General features: G+C 68.5%; 18 protein-coding genes. 10 read left to right on the forward strand and 8 right to left on the reverse strand.

The features are described from left to right. Positions 1 to 8 precede the first annotated feature (8 nt). Both HALDL1_08690 and HALDL1_08695 read left to right on the forward strand, forming a co-directional pair. Positions 9 to 548 (forward strand): transcriptional regulator, encoded by a 540-nt coding sequence (locus tag HALDL1_08690; GenBank protein ID AHG03665.1) that lies wholly within the window; start codon positions 9 to 11, stop codon positions 546 to 548. A 278-nt stretch (positions 549 to 826) separates the two neighbouring features. Then, positions 827 to 1,243 (forward strand): hypothetical protein, encoded by a 417-nt coding sequence (locus tag HALDL1_08695; protein AHG05255.1) that lies wholly within the window; start codon positions 827 to 829, stop codon positions 1,241 to 1,243. A gap of 86 nt (positions 1,244 to 1,329) precedes the next feature. Here the strand turns inward: HALDL1_08695 and HALDL1_08700 are convergent, their stop codons facing one another. The 3 genes from HALDL1_08700 to HALDL1_08710 are packed head-to-tail and all read right to left on the reverse strand — an operon-like array spanning position 1,330 to position 4,454. Then, positions 1,330 to 2,319 carry a phosphoribosylaminoimidazole synthetase gene (locus tag HALDL1_08700; protein ID AHG03666.1) on the reverse strand — a complete coding sequence of 330 codons (990 nt, stop codon included), beginning with the start codon at positions 2,317 to 2,319 and terminating at the stop codon, positions 1,330 to 1,332. A gap of 39 nt (positions 2,320 to 2,358) precedes the next feature. Further along, positions 2,359 to 2,952 (reverse strand): Zn-dependent protease, encoded by a 594-nt coding sequence (locus HALDL1_08705; GenBank protein ID AHG03667.1) that lies wholly within the window; start codon positions 2,950 to 2,952, stop codon positions 2,359 to 2,361. Next, positions 2,949 to 4,454: a conjugal transfer protein TraB gene (locus HALDL1_08710; GenBank protein AHG03668.1), complete on the reverse strand. Its 1,506-nt coding sequence runs from the start codon at positions 4,452 to 4,454 to the stop codon at positions 2,949 to 2,951. The genes HALDL1_08705 and HALDL1_08710 overlap by 4 nt, the downstream gene beginning before the upstream one ends. A gap of 124 nt (positions 4,455 to 4,578) precedes the next feature. Between HALDL1_08710 and HALDL1_08715 the strand changes: the two genes are divergently transcribed. After that, positions 4,579 to 5,043: an acyl-CoA hydrolase gene (locus HALDL1_08715; GenBank protein ID AHG03669.1), complete on the forward strand. Its 465-nt coding sequence runs from the start codon at positions 4,579 to 4,581 to the stop codon at positions 5,041 to 5,043. 31 nt (positions 5,044 to 5,074) lie between these two features. Then, positions 5,075 to 5,524 (forward strand): hypothetical protein, encoded by a 450-nt coding sequence (locus HALDL1_08720; GenBank protein AHG03670.1) that lies wholly within the window; start codon positions 5,075 to 5,077, stop codon positions 5,522 to 5,524. 128 nt (positions 5,525 to 5,652) lie between these two features. On the opposite strand, the gene HALDL1_08725 is transcribed toward HALDL1_08720, so the two are convergent. Together HALDL1_08725 and HALDL1_08730 are read right to left on the reverse strand one after the other, a co-directional pair. After that, the gene (locus tag HALDL1_08725; protein AHG03671.1) at positions 5,653 to 6,924 is read right to left on the reverse strand and encodes a glutamyl-tRNA(Gln) amidotransferase; all 1,272 of its coding nucleotides are present in this window, start codon (positions 6,922 to 6,924) and stop codon (positions 5,653 to 5,655) included. Next, the gene (locus HALDL1_08730) at positions 6,925 to 7,200 is read right to left on the reverse strand and encodes an aspartyl/glutamyl-tRNA amidotransferase subunit C (protein ID AHG03672.1); all 276 of its coding nucleotides are present in this window, start codon (positions 7,198 to 7,200) and stop codon (positions 6,925 to 6,927) included. 225 nt (positions 7,201 to 7,425) lie between these two features. Between HALDL1_08730 and HALDL1_08735 the strand changes: the two genes are divergently transcribed. Continuing rightward, complete coding sequence (locus HALDL1_08735; GenBank protein ID AHG03673.1) at positions 7,426 to 8,418, forward strand: transcription initiation factor IIB 2; 993 nt, start codon at positions 7,426 to 7,428, stop codon at positions 8,416 to 8,418. 84 nt (positions 8,419 to 8,502) lie between these two features. On the opposite strand, the gene HALDL1_08740 is transcribed toward HALDL1_08735, so the two are convergent. Next, positions 8,503 to 8,733, reverse strand: a complete 231-nt coding sequence (locus tag HALDL1_08740) for a mercuric reductase (GenBank protein ID AHG03674.1) — start codon at positions 8,731 to 8,733, stop codon at positions 8,503 to 8,505. Between the two features lie 220 nt (positions 8,734 to 8,953). On the opposite strand from HALDL1_08740, the gene HALDL1_08745 reads away from it, so the two are divergent. The 5 genes from HALDL1_08745 (at position 8,954) to HALDL1_08765 (ending at position 13,333) form a co-directional block, all read left to right on the forward strand. Beyond that, entirely contained in the window at positions 8,954 to 10,045 is a 1,092-nt protein-coding gene (locus HALDL1_08745) for a pyruvate dehydrogenase E1 subunit alpha (GenBank protein ID AHG03675.1), read from the forward strand. Next, positions 10,038 to 11,003, forward strand: a complete 966-nt coding sequence (locus HALDL1_08750) for a 2-oxoisovalerate dehydrogenase subunit beta (GenBank protein ID AHG03676.1) — start codon at positions 10,038 to 10,040, stop codon at positions 11,001 to 11,003. The genes HALDL1_08745 and HALDL1_08750 overlap by 8 nt, the downstream gene beginning before the upstream one ends. A 101-nt stretch (positions 11,004 to 11,104) precedes the next feature. Beyond that, positions 11,105 to 11,602 carry a potassium transporter TrkA gene (locus HALDL1_08755; GenBank protein AHG03677.1) on the forward strand — a complete coding sequence of 166 codons (498 nt, stop codon included), beginning with the start codon at positions 11,105 to 11,107 and terminating at the stop codon, positions 11,600 to 11,602. Beyond that, the gene (locus tag HALDL1_08760) at positions 11,603 to 12,787 is read left to right on the forward strand and encodes a sodium/hydrogen exchanger (protein AHG03678.1); all 1,185 of its coding nucleotides are present in this window, start codon (positions 11,603 to 11,605) and stop codon (positions 12,785 to 12,787) included. Between the two features lie 75 nt (positions 12,788 to 12,862). After that, positions 12,863 to 13,333 carry an NUDIX hydrolase gene (locus tag HALDL1_08765; GenBank protein ID AHG03679.1) on the forward strand — a complete coding sequence of 157 codons (471 nt, stop codon included), beginning with the start codon at positions 12,863 to 12,865 and terminating at the stop codon, positions 13,331 to 13,333. On the opposite strand, the gene HALDL1_08770 is transcribed toward HALDL1_08765, so the two are convergent. Both HALDL1_08770 and HALDL1_08775 read right to left on the reverse strand, forming a co-directional pair. Then, positions 13,330 to 14,394 carry an asparagine synthase gene (locus HALDL1_08770; GenBank protein ID AHG03680.1) on the reverse strand — a complete coding sequence of 355 codons (1,065 nt, stop codon included), beginning with the start codon at positions 14,392 to 14,394 and terminating at the stop codon, positions 13,330 to 13,332. The two genes, HALDL1_08765 and HALDL1_08770, sit on opposite strands and share 4 nt — an antisense overlap. Further along, the gene (locus HALDL1_08775; GenBank protein AHG03681.1) at positions 14,394 to 15,077 is read right to left on the reverse strand and encodes a phosphoesterase; all 684 of its coding nucleotides are present in this window, start codon (positions 15,075 to 15,077) and stop codon (positions 14,394 to 14,396) included. The genes HALDL1_08770 and HALDL1_08775 overlap by 1 nt, the downstream gene beginning before the upstream one ends. Positions 15,078 to 15,146 lie beyond the last annotated feature (69 nt).

Genomic DNA, 15,146 nt, shown 5'->3' on the forward strand with positions numbered 1-15,146 from the left:
CGGTTGGTATGTACCTGCCGACGCCCGACGAGTTGCGAACGCGTCGGACCTCGCTCGAGTTGACCCAGAGCGACCTCGCCGACCGCGCAGGCGTCTCACAGCCACTCATCGCCCGCATCGAGGGCGGCGACGTCGACCCAAGACTCTCGACACTGCGACGAATCGTCGAGGCGCTCGACGAGGCCGAGGGCGATATCGTCCGCGCGGGCACTCTGATGCACGAGGAAGTGATCAGCGTCGCGCCCGACGACTCCGTCAAGGAGGCCGTCGAGAAGATGCAGGAGGCCGGCTACTCCCAGCTCCCCGTCATCACGAACGGGGTCCCAGTGGGTTCTATCAGCGACAGCGACGTCGTCAGCGCGGGGAGCGACATCGCTGACCACCCCGTCCGCGAGGTGATGAGCGAGAGCTTCCCCACCGTCTCCCAGGACGCCAGCGAGGACGAGATTTCGAGCCTCCTCGACCACTACAAGGCCGTGATGGTGACCGACGACGGTGAGACGGTCGGCATCATCACGCAGGCCGACGTCGCAGCCCGGGTGAGTTAGCCCGACCGTCGCTCACCGAATCCGTCATCGTCGCGTACGGGGTCGGGCAGAAGATACTTCATTTCGCCATTCGACCTCCCAGTATGGACCGGCGTCGCTACCTCCGGCACGCCGCTGCCGCGGCCGTCGCCGCGGTGTCTGCGGGTTGTTCGTCGGACAACGACTCGCCGAGGGAGTCGGAGGCCGACCTGACTACGCCGGCCGACCCCAGGGTAAGGACGCACAGATGGGCACCGCCGGACGACAGTCTCAGCTGTGCCGACGAGGCCGTGGAGCCGATGGAGGCCGTGACCGACGAACAGTTCCCCGAGCAGTCGGACGCCCTCGAACTGACAGCTTCGACGGACACCGTCGTCATCGGTGACGAAATCACGTTCTCGCTCCGGAACGTCGGCACTGAAGTGACGAGCCTCGGCTCCATTCACACGTACGCGTTCCAGCGCCGCGACGGGGACGGCTGGGCGCCTGTCTACCACACCTTCGGGTCGGAGTGGTATAGCGCGTGGATTGGATTCTGGCCCGGTGGCGGCTACGACTGGTCATTCACCTTCGACCGAAACGGCCTGGAACGGAGGAACAGCACCAACCCGAGCTACCTCGTCTGCTCGCCGCTCGAACCTGGGACGTATCGATTCGTCCACTGGGGGTCGAGCAGGCCCGCCCTCGCGACGGAGTTCACCGCCGAAGCACCCTGAACCGTCCGACCGGAGCGCACAGGAGCCCCCGATTCATTCTGTCGGTACCGTGAGTCGTCGAGGCGGAGACTGGCAACGGGACTGGCTCAGAGCGTCAGCCCGCGAACCGCCACTTCCTCGCCTTCCTCGACCTCGCCGATCTTCTCGCCGTCCGTCGCTTCGACCAGCGAGTCGGCCTCGCTCTCCGGGAGTGCGACGACGAAGCCGGTGCCCATGTTGAACGTCCGGTGCATCTCCTCGTCGTTCACGTTCCCGGCGTCCTGTACGAACGCGAAGACGTCCTGGGCGGGCAGCGGGTCCGAGACGTCGTACCGGAACTCGCCCATCCGCTCGAGGTTCGTCCAGCCGCCGCCGGTAACGTGGGCCGCGGCGTGGGCGTCGTGGTCTCGCAGGTCCTCCAGCAGGTAGGCGTAGATGCGCGTCGGTTCGAGGAGCGCGTCGCCGACCGTCTCGTAATCGTCGCCCGGAAACGGTTCGTCGAAGCCGCCCGCGCGCTGGGCAGCCTCGCGGGCGAGCGTGAGTCCGTTCGAGTGGATACCCGAGGAGGGGAAGCCGACAAGCGCGTCCCCTGCCTCTGCCTCACCCGGGAACAGGTCGTCCTCGGTTGCGAGTCCGGCGACGGTACCCGCGAGGTCGAACCCCTTCACGACTTCCGGCATGACGGCCGTCTCGCCGCCGACGAGCGCCATCCCGGACTCCTCTGCGCCTGCGGCGAGTCCCTCGCCGAGTTCCGCCGCGCGCTGCTCGTCGGGTTCGTCGACGGCGAGGTAGTCCACGAACGCGGCGGGTGCGACGCCCGCCGCGACGAGATCGTTGACGTTCATCGCCACGCAGTCGATGCCGACGGTGGAGTAGTCGTCCATCGCCTCCGCGACGAGCAGTTTCGTGCCGACGCCGTCCGTCGCGAGCGCGAGGTAGCGGTCCCCCAGGTCCACGAGGCCCGCGTACTCGGTGGTGTCCGCGACGCCGGACACCGCACCCACGAGCGCGGCCGTCGCGGCCTCGCTCTCCTCGATGTCCACGCCCGCTTCGGCGTAGGTCAGCTCGTCGCTGGCATCCTCGTCGCTGTCAGTCATACACGGACGTGTGTATTTGGCGGCGAAAAGCGTGCCGGTCTATACGCCGAAGAACAACACGACCGCCGGGCCGATGGTCGGGACCGCCGCCGCGGCGTAGGCGACCGGACTCCAGTCGAGGACCGTTGCGCCGTCGAGCGGCCCGAACGGGATCATGTTGAAGCCCGCGAGCAGCACGTTGATGAACAGGCCCCGCTGGCCGATGTCCGGCGCGAACGGGATGACCGCCAGCGAGACGCCGGCGAGCGCGACGTTGGTCAGCGGGCCCGCGAGCGCGATGAGACCGTGCTCCTTCGGAGTGATGTAGCCGCGGTGGTGGACCGCGCCGGGCGCCGCGAAGAGGAACCCCGCGAGGCCGCCGGCGACGGCGAGCGCGAGCATCCCGTAGTCGGCGCGGAACTCCGCGTGTTGCCCGAAGTTCACCGCGACCACCTTGTGCGCGAGTTCGTGGAGGAGGAAGGCGACGCCAACCGTCGCGAGGCTGAGCGCGAACTCGGCGACGAACAGGTCGCTGACGAGCACGTCGGCCATGTTCGTCGGCGTGATGCCCCGGACGTACAGCAGGCTGAACGCGAAGCCGAGAGCGACCCACGCGATCACGAGGTCCCGTCCCTCGCGGGCGCTGACCTTCATCGGAGCAGCCCCCAGATCGCGTCGGCGCTGTTCTCGACGCCCGTCAGCATCGCGTCGGTGACCGCGCCGACGCTGTCGAAGGGGCCGCCGATGAGCGGCAGCACGACGAACGGGAACAGCGCGCTCGCGACGAAACTCCCGACGTTCGTCAGCGCCACCACCGAGATGAGGCGGAACAGCGGGACGTCCAGCATCTCGGAGACGAGCGTTCGGATGGGCGTCTCCTCGTCGCTCATGAGTTCGTTCAGCGTGGAGATGTCCGAGACGTTCACGTCGAGGTAGCGGAGTTCGACGTAGCCCGCGAACCAGCCCGGCGCGAGCAGCGGGTTGACGCTGGTCAGCCACGCCACCGCGCCGCCCACGCCCGCGCTCGTCCAGTGTGCCCCACCTAGCTTCGCCGCCCCTGCGGAGATGATACCGTTGAACAGGAACCACGCGCCGAACACCTGGAGCAACACCGTGTTGCCGACGCCCGCCATCACGAGCAGGCCGAAGAAGACGAGGAAGCCGACGGTGAACAGGAGGCCGAGCAGTTTGAACACGGAGAACCGGCTCTTCTGGACGCCGGTCAGCGACGCCATCGGCGGCAGCGTCTCGGGGTTCTCGAGGTAGCGCTCGATGCCCTCGCGGTGGCCCGCGCCGACGACGGCGACGACGTGTTTCCCCTGCTCCCGGAGCGCGACCAGGCTGTGGGCGATGTAGGCGTCCCGCTCGTCGATGAGCGCCTCCGCGCCCTCCGGGCTGAACCGCCGGAACTCCTCCATCATCGCCGAGACGACGTCGGCGTCCGTGAGGTCCTCCATCGAGAACTCCTCGACGTCCTCGGGTTCCTTGCGCACGAACACCAGCGCGAAGACGACCCCGAGGACGACCGCTCCGCCCGCGGCGAACAGCACCGCCTCCGCGAGCAGCGACAGCACGCCGACCACGTTCCCGAGCAGGCCACTCACGCCCGGCGGCGGTGGCACGAGGAACGGGCCCGCGACGATGCCGGCGACGATGCCGGCGAGGAAGCCGACGAACGCGCCGACGGCGAGGCCGAGCGTCCGGCTGTCGGTCACTCCGAGCGCGAGTTCGCCCACCAGTCGTAACTTCTCGAAGCTGCTCATCCGCGCCCAGAACCGCTGGATGGTCACCTGGATGTCGCGGTCGACGAGCGCCACGTCCGCGCCCGAGCGCTCTGCGGCGTCGACCGCGGCCTTCATGTCCGCGCCGGGTTCGATACCGAAGCGGTCGCCGAGGCGCTTCTGGACGTACGACAGCAGCCAGTACGCGAGGAACTGGAACGCCATGCTCCCCTTCAGGAGGTCGCTGGCGTCGAGGTCCTCGGGCGCCTCACCCTGCATCTGGCGGAAGCGACCCTCGTCGAGTTCGACCGCGACGACGTCGGGGTTCTCCTCCTCGACCACGCGCTCGACCTCCTCGACGCTGTCCGCGGAGACGTGGGCGGTCCCGACGACCCGGACGGAGCCCTCCTGGGTCGCCGCGGCTTCCTCGCTCATTGCTACTGACGATTGGCGGACTGGCCTTACGCTTGTCGGATACCCGTGGCGTCTGGTCCCTGCGGCCCCCGACCACTGAACCCGGGTCGCAAGGTTTCAATGCGATGGCTGCGAAGCCCCACGTATGACCGACTCGGCGCGCCTGTTGGACTCGTACACGGAGATGACGGAGATGCTGCTGCCCAACGACACGAACAACCTGGGCCGGGCGCTCGGGGGCGCGGTGCTCCACTGGATGGACATCTGCGCGGCCATCGCGTCGATGCGCTTCGCGGGCAACCAGTGTGTCACCGCGTCGATGGACCACGTCGACTTCATCAGCCCCATCGAGATGGGGGAGGTCGCCGTCGTCGAGGCGTACGTCTTCGATACCGGTCGGACGAGTATCGACGTGAAAGTCGACGTGCGTGCGGAGGACCCCCGGGAGGGAACCAAGCGCAAGACCACCTCGTCGTTCTTCACCTTCGTCGCTCTCGACGACGACGGCAAGCCGACGGACGTGCCGGACCTGCGCTGTGACTCCGAGGCCGAGGAGGGACTGCGGACGGCCGCCTTCGATGCGAAGGCCGCCCAGCGAGAGGACGCCTAAGCTTTTCCCAGTCCGCGGCCTACCACCACGCGTGTCTCTCGACGCGCCAGCACCGGACCCGCCCGAGCTCGACGGCGACCCCGACGAGTACGACGACCTGACCGTTCAGGGGACCGACTATCACCGCGACGACCTCCAGGCGTTCCTCGAGGACGGCGCGTGGGCGGAGGCGTTCGAGTCGTGGGCGGCCGAGACGGACCTCGACCGCGAGGCGTTCGACGCCGCCGTCGACCTCGGCCTCTTCGAGCAGTTCGACTTCTTCTGGGACGACTTCGCCGACCGCGTTGGCTACCACGCCCCGGGCCTCCCCGAGAACTGGCGCGAGCGCGAACTCCACCCCGACCTCGACTCCTGGGGGACCGTCTCCGGCATCAACGCGTCGCTGGCGGAACTCGGCGCGGAGGTCTCCAACCATCTCAAGGAGGAGTACGTCGACTGGGAGGCCGAGTACGACACGCCCGACGACCTCCCGGACTTCTAGAATCGTTTGCGCTACGGGTCGCCGATGGCGACCCTCGGCAAAATCTCCACCAGAATCACGCCTGGTCCCTTCGCACGCCTCGGGCGCGCGGCGGTCTGCGGGCTCGACCGCTCGCTTGGCGAGCGGAACTACGACTCGACCGCAGCAGCCGCGTTGACGATGGTCTCCTCGCCGAACGCCGGGCCGACGAACTGGAGGCCGACGGGGAGGCCGTCGACGTCGCCCACGGGGACCGAGATGGCGGGGAGGTTCGCGAGGTTCGCTGGCGTCGTGTTGGCGTCCGCGAGGTACATCTGGACCGGGTCGTCGAGGCTCTCGCCGAGCTTCGGGGGGAGGACCGGCATCGTCGGCGAGGCGAGCACGTCCACCTTCTCGAACGACTCGTCGAAGTCTCGCTTCACGAGCGAGCGGGCCTCCTGGGCCTGCTTGTAGTACTTGTCGTGGTAGCCAGCCGACAGCGCGTACGTGCCCATCAGGATGCGGCGCTTCACTTCGTCGCCGAACCCCTCGGAGCGCGCCTCCGAGAACGACTCGTTCCAGTCGCCCTCGAAGCCGCCGGAGTGGCCGTAGCGCACGCCGTCGAAGCGCGCGAGATTCGAGGACGCCTCGGACATCGCAATCACATAGTAGGCCGCGACGGCGTACTCGCAGGACGGGATGTCGACGTCCTCGACAGTCGCACCCCGCGCCCGCAGGTCGTCGAGCGCGTCCTCGAACGTCGCGACGACGGCCTCGTCCGCACCCTCGACGAGTTCGTTCGGGACGCCGACGGTGAGGCCGTCGACGTCGCCCTCCGCTGCCGACGCGTAGTCCGAGTCGGCGCCCTCCGCCCGCGTCGTCCCGTCGTTCTCGTCGGGACCGGCGAGCACGTCGAGCATCGCGGCGGCCTCCTCGACGGTCGGCGCGATGGGGCCGATCTGTTCCAGGGAGTTCGCGTAGGCGACGAGGCCGTAGCGCGACACGAGCCCGTACGTCGGCTTGATGCCGACGACGCCGCAGTACGCGGCCGGGGCGCGGATTGAACCCCCAGTGTCGGAACCGAGCGCGAGGTCCGCCTCGCCACCGGCGACGGCCGCCGCGGAACCGCCCGAGGAGCCCCCAGGCACGCGGTCCTCGTCGACGGGATTCTTCGTCGCGCCGAAGTAGGACGTCTCGGTGGTCGTCCCCATCCCGAACTCGTCCATGTTCGTCTTGCCGACGATGGTCGCGCCCGCGTCCTTCAGGCGTTCGACGACCGTCGCGTCGTACGGCGGGACGTACTCCTCGAGCATCCGCGACCCGCAGGTCGTGCGGACGCCCTCCGTAGAGATGTTGTCCTTGACGGCGACGGTGGCGTCCGCCAGCGGGCCGTCCTCGTCGCCCTCGATGGTCTCCTCGGTGATGAACGCGTTCAGCCCCATCTACGACACCTTCGGCCCCTTGAAGCGGCCGTCCTCGGTCTCCTCGGCGTTCGCGAGGGCCTCCGCCTGGGTCAGACAGTCCTCGACCTCGTCGTCACGCATCACGTTGACGAGTTCCGGTTCTGAGTCGACCTCGGGCACCTCCTCGAGCGCCTCGAACTGCTCGAGTATCTCCCCGAACTGGTCGACGAACTCGTCGACCGCGTCGTCGTCGAGGTCGACGCGCGCGAGGTCCGCGACGTGCCGTACTTCCTCGGCGTCCACGGAATCGGTCATGTTCCAGCGATTGCGCGTGCCAGCGGTAAGCGTTTCGATGGCCGCACCGCTCACTACCGGGCCAGAAAGCGCGCCGACGAGCGCCGTCGAGAGGGGTCGTTTCCAACTGACAACAACCGCGCCGTCACGTGGTAACGGCTGCCAAAGCCCTTTTGTTCTCTCGCACCCTCGTTCAATTCGTATTCGACGTTCTTTCGGCCACAGAAACAACGGTCAGCCCTCACAATGAGTGATAGCACACGGACCCGCGAGGAGGAACGGGAGGCGGAAGAGCGACGCACGAGAGCGGAGTCCGAAGCCAAGGACGCCAAGCAGGATATCGCCTGTCCCGAGTGCAGCGGCGACCTGGTGGTCGACGAGGAGCGCGGCGAGACGGTCTGCGGTGAGTGCGGCCTCGTCGTCGAGGAGGACAGCATCGACCGCGGGCCGGAGTGGCGCGCGTTCAACGCCACGGAGAACGACCAGAAGTCCCGCGTCGGCGCCCCGACGACGAACATGATGCACGACAAGGGGCTCTCGACGAACATCGGCTGGCAGAACAAGGACGCCTACGGCAACTCACTCTCCGGGCGGCAACGACGGAAGATGCAGCGCCTGCGCAAGTGGAACGAGCGTTTCCGAACGCGGAACAGCAAGGAGCGAAACCTCAAGCAGGCCCTCGGCGAGATCGAGCGGATGTCCTCCGCACTCGGCCTCCCCGACAACGTCCGGGAGACGGCGTCGGTCATCTACCGACGCGCGCTGAACGAGGACCTGCTTCCCGGGCGCTCCATCGAGGGCGTCGCCACCAGCGCGCTCTACGCCGCCGCGCGGCAGGCGAACACCCCTCGCAGCCTCGACGAGGTGGCCAACGTCAGCCGGGTCGAGCGCGACGAGATCGCCCGCACCTACCGCTACGTCGTCCGCGAACTCGGCCTCGAGGTCGCGCCCACAGACCCCGCGAGCTACGTCCCCCGGTTCTGCTCGGAACTCGACCTCCCCGACGAAGTCGAGCGCCGCGCTCGCGAACTCCTCACGGCTGCCGAGGACGCCGGCATCACCTCCGGGAAGTCGCCGGTCGGCCTCGCCGCGGCCGCCGTCTACGCCGCCAGCCTGCTCACCAACGAGCGAATCACCCAGAGCGAGGTCAGCGACGTCGCGAACATCAGCGAGGTCACCATCCGCAACCGCTACCACGAGATTCTCGAGGCCGGCGGCGAGGAGTCCATCGAGGCGTAAAACTGACCACCCGACACTGGCGCGACCCCTCTGGCCGACAGCCCTCGCACCCGTTTTGACCGTCTCGCGACAGGGAAGAGCCGTCTACGCGTCTTCCTCCGTCAACTCGACCTCGTAGCCCAGGTCCTGTACGACGGACTTGATCTCCACCTCGGAGATGAGTTCCTCGCCGTAGCGGACCGTCACCTCCCCGCTGCCCGCGTCAGCTTCCGCGAGTTGGACGCCTTCTCGCTCTCGCAGTGCCGCCTCTATCTCCTCGACGTCGCCCTCGGACTCCAGGCCCGGCACGGCGAACGTCGTTCGGCTATTCGCCATTGTACACCTCGTTGGGCAACCCGGCTCCCGAAGTACCGCGACCGTTTCCGTCTCGCAGAACGCTGCTGGCTGGCTCGACTGACGGGCGGTCACCTGCGTGCATGCAAGAAGCTTCGGCAATCAGCTGGTTAGTCCTTGTGCCGGGGGACGCCTCGGGGTCGCCATCAACTCGTGGCTGGCCCGGGAAGCGGGTTAAACCGCTGGAACGAGTAACGGTACCATGCCACGCGAGGAGATCGCTCAGTTCACCATCGACTCGGTACAGGTGCTCTCGGAGGACGAGACCGTCGACGAGGAACTCGTCCCCTCGCTGTCCGACGACGAACTGCTAGAACTGTACGAGGAGATGAAGCGCTCGCGTCGCCTCGACGAGCGGGCCATCGCGTTGCAGCGGCGCGGGGAGATCGGCACGTACGCGCCGGCCATCGGCCAGGAGGCCGCCCAGGTCGGGAGCGCGTTCGCGATGGCCGAAGAGGACTGGCTCGTGCCCTCGTTCCGCGAGGGGCCAGCGCTCCTCGCACACGGTGTCGAACCGCATCAGTTGCTCTGGTACGCGATGGGGATGGAGGAGGGCGCCGAGATTCCCGGCGGCGAGGGCGCGCTCCCACCGTCGATTCCAGTCGGCACCCAGCCGCTCCACGCCGTCGGCGTCGGCTGGGGGGAGTCACTCCAGGGACGCTCGAACGTCGCGGTCACCTACTTCGGGGACGGCGCGACCAGCGAGGGCGACGTCTACGAGGCGCTCAACTTCGCGGGCGTCTACGACGCCCAGACCGTCTTCGTCTGTCAGAACAACCGCTACGCTATCTCGACGCGCCTCGCCGACCAGACCGCCGCCGAGACGCTCGCACAGAAGGCCATCGCGGCGGGTATCGAGGGCATCCGCGTCGACGGCAACGACGTCCTCGGCGTCTACCGCGTGGCGAAGGAGGCCATCGAGAAGGCGAGAGACGGCGAACCGGTGCTGATAGAGGCGCTCACCTACCGGCGCTCGATGCACACGACGTCCGACGACCCCTCCGTCTACCGGGAGTCGGAGGAGGAGGACGAGTGGGCAGCCAGGGACCCAATCGTCCGCTTCCAGGTGTACCTCCGGAACCGGGGGATTCTCGACGACGAGACGGTGGCGGAGATCGACGAGCGCATCGAGACCGAACTCGCTGCGGAGATTGAGAAGGCCAGGGAGGGCGAGGCAGACGTCGACCCGGCGGACATGTTCCGGCACGTGTACGAGGAGATGCCGGCGTCCCTGGAGCGACAGATGGCCACGTTCGAGTCGGCCGGCCTGCCCGGCGGTGAGACGGATGGTTGAACAGCTCCGGATGGTCGAGGCCGTCCGCGAGACGCTGCGCGGGGAACTGGAACGGGACGACAGCGTCGTCGTTTATGGCGAGGACGTCGCCCGTGCGGGCGGCGTGTTCCGGGCGACGGAAGGGTTGGTCGACGATTACCCTGACCGGGTCTTCGACACGCCCGTCGCGGAGGCGGGCATCATCGGGACCGGCGTCGGCCTCGCCGCGACTGGGCTCCGACCAGTGCCCGAGATCCAGTTCCAGAGCTTCCTCTACCAGGGGTTCCACCAGCTCGCCCAGCACGTCGCCCGCATCCGCAGCCGCACCCGCGGGACTATCACCTGCCCGATGACCATCCGGACGCCGTACGGCGGCGGCATCCACGCACTCGAACTCCACTCCGAGAGCTTCGAGGCGGGGTTCGCCCACGTCCCCGGACTGAAGGTCGTTGTCCCGTCGACGCCGGCCGAGACGACCGGCCTGCTCAGGACTGCCGTCCGCCACCCCGACCCCGTCGTCTTCATGGAGCCGACCCGGATCTACCGAGCCTTCCGCGAGGAGGTGCCCGACGACCACGAGATTCCGCTCGGAGAGGCCCGCCTGGCGGCCGAAGGCGACGACGTGACGGTCGTCGCGTGGGGGTCGATGCTCCGCGAGACGCTGGACGCCGTCGAGGACCTGGACGCGAGCGTCGAGGTCGTCGACCCGCGGACCATCTACCCACTTGACACCGAGACCATCGTCGACTCGGTGAAGAAGACCGGTCGCTGCGTCGTCGTCCACGAGGCGCCCCGGACCGGCGGGATGGCCGGCGAGATAACGGCCCGCGTCAACGAGGAGGCGTTCCTCCACCTCGAAGCGCCCGTCGAGCGGGTCACCGGCTACGACGTGCCGGTGCCGATGTTCGCTCGCGAGGACGACTACGTCCCGGACACCGACCGCATCGCCGCCGGCATCCAGCGCGCACTCGACTTCTAGGCGCGGTGGTTCGACTCGCTCCGGCCGGGTGGCCGGGAACGCCTCGAACAGTACTGCGACGCCACCTGAGCTTTATTGGACTGCCGAACCCCCGTACTACCATGGTCATCTACGAGGCGGACGTTCCTGGCGTCGGCAAACGGTTCGACGTGGAGGTGGGTGACGAAGAGCGCCTGGTCGTCATCGTCCACCACGACGGCAGACGCGAGATCTACCGGCGGGACCACCCGGACGCGGACGCCGAGAAGCTGTTCGACCTCTCCTCGTCGGAGGCAAGACAGGTCGCGAACGTCCTCCAGGGCGCCGACTTCCAGCCGCTGGACCTCGACGAGGTCGACGTGCCGCTGGGGAACGCCTTCATGGAGTGGGTGGAGATTCCCGACGACTCCCCGCTCACCGGCGAGACCATCGCCGACGCGAAACTCCGCGAGCAGACGGGGACGACCGTCGTGGCCATCCAGCGGGACGACGAGACGATCGGGAGTCCGGAACCCGACACCGTGCTCTCGACGGGCGACATCCTCGTCGTCATCGGTTCGCGGGAAGAGCAGCGGGCGCTCGACACGCTCCTCGAGACGGGGTCGGTCGAGAACGCCTAGATGGCGGGACCGCTCCTCCTGGAGATCGGTATCGCGTTGCTCGCGCTCACCGTCGTGGGCGCGCTCGCCCAGCGCTACCAGCAGTCGGTGATTCCCGCGTACATCGGGGCCGGCATCCTCGTCGGGCCCTACGTTCCGACGTCCTTCGGCGGGTTCTCGCTGCGCCTCGTCTCCGACAGCGAGTTCGTCAACACCGTCGCGGAGCTCGGCATCATCCTGTTGCTGTTCTTCCTCGGACTCGAGTTCAGCATCGGGACGCTCCTCCGGAACCGCAACAGGCTGGCGAAGGTCGGCGCGATAGACCTCGTCGCGAACGCCCTCGTCGGCGTCGCCATCGCCGCGGCGTTCGGGTTCGGGCTGACTGGAATCATCCTCGTCGCCGGCGTCGTCTACATCTCCTCGAGCGCGGTCATCACGAAGGGGCTTACGGAGTTCGGCTGGCTCGCGAACCCGGAGAGCGAGGTCATCCTCAGCACGCTCGTCGTGGAGGACATCGTCATCGCGGTGTACCTGGCGGTCGTCTCCGCGGCCGTCGTCGGGAGCGGCCCCATCAGCGAGGCAGCGGTGACCGTCGTGCAGTCGTTCGCCTTCCTGGCGGTGCTCGCCGCCGTCGCGTACTACGGGACGAACTACGTCGGGCGCGTCTTCGCCGTCGACTCCGACGAACTGTTCGTCCTCCGCGTGCTCGGCGTGACCGTCTTCCTCGGCGCCGTCGCCCTCCAGATCGGCGTCAGCGAGGCCGTCGCCGCGTTCTTCGTCGGCACCGCGTTCAACGGCTCCGGCCTTGAGGACCGCATCGAACACCTCCTCTCCCCGGTCCGGGACGTCTTCGCGGCCCTGTTCTTCTTCTCCATCGGCCTCGCGACGGACCTGCTGGTCGTCGTGGACGTCTGGCTGTTCGTCGCCGTGGCCGTGGTCTGTACGGCGGTGTCGAAGCTACTGAGCGGCTTCGCGAGCGGTCGCGTCTTCGGGCTCACCGACCACCGGTCGGCCAGGGTCGGCCTCGGTCTGGTCGCCCGCGGCGAGTTCTCCCTCATCATCGCGACGGTGGCGGCCACGAGCGCCATCCCCGCCGTCAGCCAGTCGATACCCGCGTTCACCGTCGGCTACGTGCTCGTGATGAGTCTCGTCGGCTCGCTGTCCATCCAGCACGGCTCCCGGCTCTCCTCACTGGTCCAGTCGTAGGCGACCGGCTGGGTCCACGGGAACCTCCCACCCGGATTCCGAACCGGTTACGTGCTATCGGTGTCCTGAGCGACCATGGAGACGACTCGCCACTTCACCGCGACCGTCTACGTCGTCAACGACGGCGCGACCGCCCTCCACGAACACGACCGACTCGGCATTCGCATCCCGCCCGGCGGCCACGTCGACCGCGACGAACTTCCCCACGAGGCCGGCGTCCGCGAGGTCCGCGAGGAGACCGGCCTCGAAGCGACGATTCTCGGCGACGCGCCCGACGTCCCCGCGCCGGACGGTCGAGCGCTCCCCAGCCCCCGCTACCAGATGCTGTACGACATCGACGTCCATGAGGACGGGCGGGTCGCCCACCAGCACATCGACCACCTCTACTTCGCCATCGTCCCGTCGCGGGACATCGACCCCGCGTCGGGCGAGGAACCTCCTGGTGCGTGGGAGTGGTACACGCCCGCGGACCTCCGTGGGAGCGACCTCGACGCCGACACCGTCCAGCTCGGCCTGGAGGCCATCGAGGCCGCCTGCGACGGTTAGCGGCGACTCTCGACGTACTTCGTCACGTGGTCGTCCATCCGGCGCTTGAAGCCGGCCTGCCGGGCCAGACGGTCGACCTCGCGGGCGACCAGACTCCCGTACTGCACGGCCTTCTTCTCGCGGTCCGCGACCGGGTCGGGGAGCCACTCCCGTGCGGCCTCGCGGAGCGCGCGCTTCCGCACGCCGCCCGAGACCAGCCACTCTTCGGACAGCGTCAGCGCCGCGCGCACCACGTGGTCGTGGAGCAGCGGCGTCACGGGTTCGACGCCGGCGGCCCGCAGCGCACGGATGTCGCGCTCTAGCTGGTTCGGCAGTGTCTCCAGGACCTCCCGGCGCGCGCCGCGGACGGTGTCGGCCTCGACCCGCGGGTCCTCTGGTGCCTTCGCCACCTTCGCGTAGCCGCCGAACAGTTCGTCGGCGCCCTGTCCGAGCGCGAGGCGGTCGTAGCCGTCCGCGGCGGCCCGCCGCGCGACAAGGTATAGCGGGAGCGCTATCTGGACGTCCATCGCGTTCGTCCGCCCGATTACCCGTGACACGTCCGGCACAGCGTCCTCGATGTCCGATAGGCTGACCTCGTGGACGCGCAGGTCGCCCTCGCACCCCATCGCGGCGGCGGAGTCCCGTGCGGCCTCGACGTCCGCGCTGCCCTCGAAGCCGACGACGTACAGTGGGGCGTCGAGCTGCGCTGCGACTAGCGCGGAGTCGACGCCGCCGGAGAACGCGACCGCTAGACCGTCGGTGTCGACGTCGTCGAGCACGCTGTCGATGGCGTCGCGCACCCGCTCGACCGGTCGTTCGTCGTTCGCTGGTACGTCCGGGAGCGTCCAGACCCGGCGTGTCTCCCCCGATTCACGGACGTGGCCAGCGGGGAGTAGCGTCGACCTCGGCAGTTCGTCGGGGTCGTGGCTCCACTCCACCCCGTCGTAGTAACAGAGTTCGCGTCCGAGCACGTCGCGGACCAGTCGGCCGTCCGGGAGTTCGCCGGCGAAGCCACCAGTCCCTGGGAGGGGGTCGCCGGATTCGAGCGCCGCGGCGACCGTTTCGGTGGCCGCCCCGCGCATCAGAAGAACTCCGAGAAACGGTTGCGCACGCGGCGTTTCGCGCCGCCGGCGGCCTGCCGGAAGCTGATGTACCACGGCGTGCGCTTGCCCTCCACGCTCGTCTCGCCGCGGCGAATCGCGTCCAGAATCGCGGACAGCGAGTGGTCGTCTGCGCCCACCCGAGTGACGGCCTGCCCCACCATCTCCGCGATGTGGGCGTCGCTGCCCGCTGTCATCGGGAGGTTCCGGTTGAGCGCGAACGCCTCGGCCTGGCGGTTCGCCCGCCCGGTGAGTAGCCGCGAGTTGTACACCTCGATTGCGTCCGCCGACGCGAGTTCGTCCCGCGTGATGTTGGCCGCGACGCCACTCCGTGAAGACTGGAACGGGTGTGGCACGACGGCGATGCCGCCGCGGTCCCGTATCTCGTCGAGGGTCTCTACGAACGGGAGCCCCGAGGGCACCGCATCGTGGACGCCGATGGCCAGCACGTGGCCGTCGGCGCTGGTCACCTCCATCCCGGGGATGCCGACGAGGTCGTACTTCGGCGCCAGGTCCGCGGCGCGCAGGCTCGCCGTTATCTCGTCGTGGTCCGTGACCGCGAGCGCGTCCAGACCCACCGCCTGGGCCTGCTCCAGCAGCATCTCGACGGGGTCCCGGCCGTCGTGGGAGAGCTCGGAGTGGGTGTGCAGCTCGACGGACAGCACGGAACAAGATTGCAGGGGGGTCGGCAAAAGCGCCCCGGTACGGACCTCCCTCGCTGGGACCTGCCCGGC

It is taken from the genome of Halobacterium sp. DL1, from assembly GCA_000230955.3.
Taxonomy (GTDB): domain Archaea; phylum Halobacteriota; class Halobacteria; order Halobacteriales; family Halobacteriaceae; genus Halobacterium.

Coding starts and splice junctions, on each gene's coding strand:
- HALDL1_08690 (AHG03665.1), top strand. CDS start 9: ATGTACCTGCCGACGCCCGACGAGTTGCGAACGCGTCGGACCTCGCTC.
- HALDL1_08695 (AHG05255.1), top strand. CDS start 827: ATGGAGGCCGTGACCGACGAACAGTTCCCCGAGCAGTCGGACGCCCTC.
- HALDL1_08700 (AHG03666.1), bottom strand. CDS start 2,319: ATGACTGACAGCGACGAGGATGCCAGCGACGAGCTGACCTACGCCGAA.
- HALDL1_08705 (AHG03667.1), bottom strand. CDS start 2,952: ATGAAGGTCAGCGCCCGCGAGGGACGGGACCTCGTGATCGCGTGGGTC.
- HALDL1_08710 (AHG03668.1), bottom strand. CDS start 4,454: ATGAGCGAGGAAGCCGCGGCGACCCAGGAGGGCTCCGTCCGGGTCGTC.
- HALDL1_08715 (AHG03669.1), top strand. CDS start 4,579: ATGACCGACTCGGCGCGCCTGTTGGACTCGTACACGGAGATGACGGAG.
- HALDL1_08725 (AHG03671.1), bottom strand. CDS start 6,924: ATGGGGCTGAACGCGTTCATCACCGAGGAGACCATCGAGGGCGACGAG.
- HALDL1_08730 (AHG03672.1), bottom strand. CDS start 7,200: ATGACCGATTCCGTGGACGCCGAGGAAGTACGGCACGTCGCGGACCTC.
- HALDL1_08735 (AHG03673.1), top strand. CDS start 7,426: ATGAGTGATAGCACACGGACCCGCGAGGAGGAACGGGAGGCGGAAGAG.
- HALDL1_08740 (AHG03674.1), bottom strand. CDS start 8,733: ATGGCGAATAGCCGAACGACGTTCGCCGTGCCGGGCCTGGAGTCCGAG.
- HALDL1_08745 (AHG03675.1), top strand. CDS start 8,954: ATGCCACGCGAGGAGATCGCTCAGTTCACCATCGACTCGGTACAGGTG.
- HALDL1_08750 (AHG03676.1), top strand. CDS start 10,038: ATGGTTGAACAGCTCCGGATGGTCGAGGCCGTCCGCGAGACGCTGCGC.
- HALDL1_08755 (AHG03677.1), top strand. CDS start 11,105: ATGGTCATCTACGAGGCGGACGTTCCTGGCGTCGGCAAACGGTTCGAC.
- HALDL1_08760 (AHG03678.1), top strand. CDS start 11,603: ATGGCGGGACCGCTCCTCCTGGAGATCGGTATCGCGTTGCTCGCGCTC.
- HALDL1_08765 (AHG03679.1), top strand. CDS start 12,863: ATGGAGACGACTCGCCACTTCACCGCGACCGTCTACGTCGTCAACGAC.
- HALDL1_08770 (AHG03680.1), bottom strand. CDS start 14,394: ATGCGCGGGGCGGCCACCGAAACGGTCGCCGCGGCGCTCGAATCCGGC.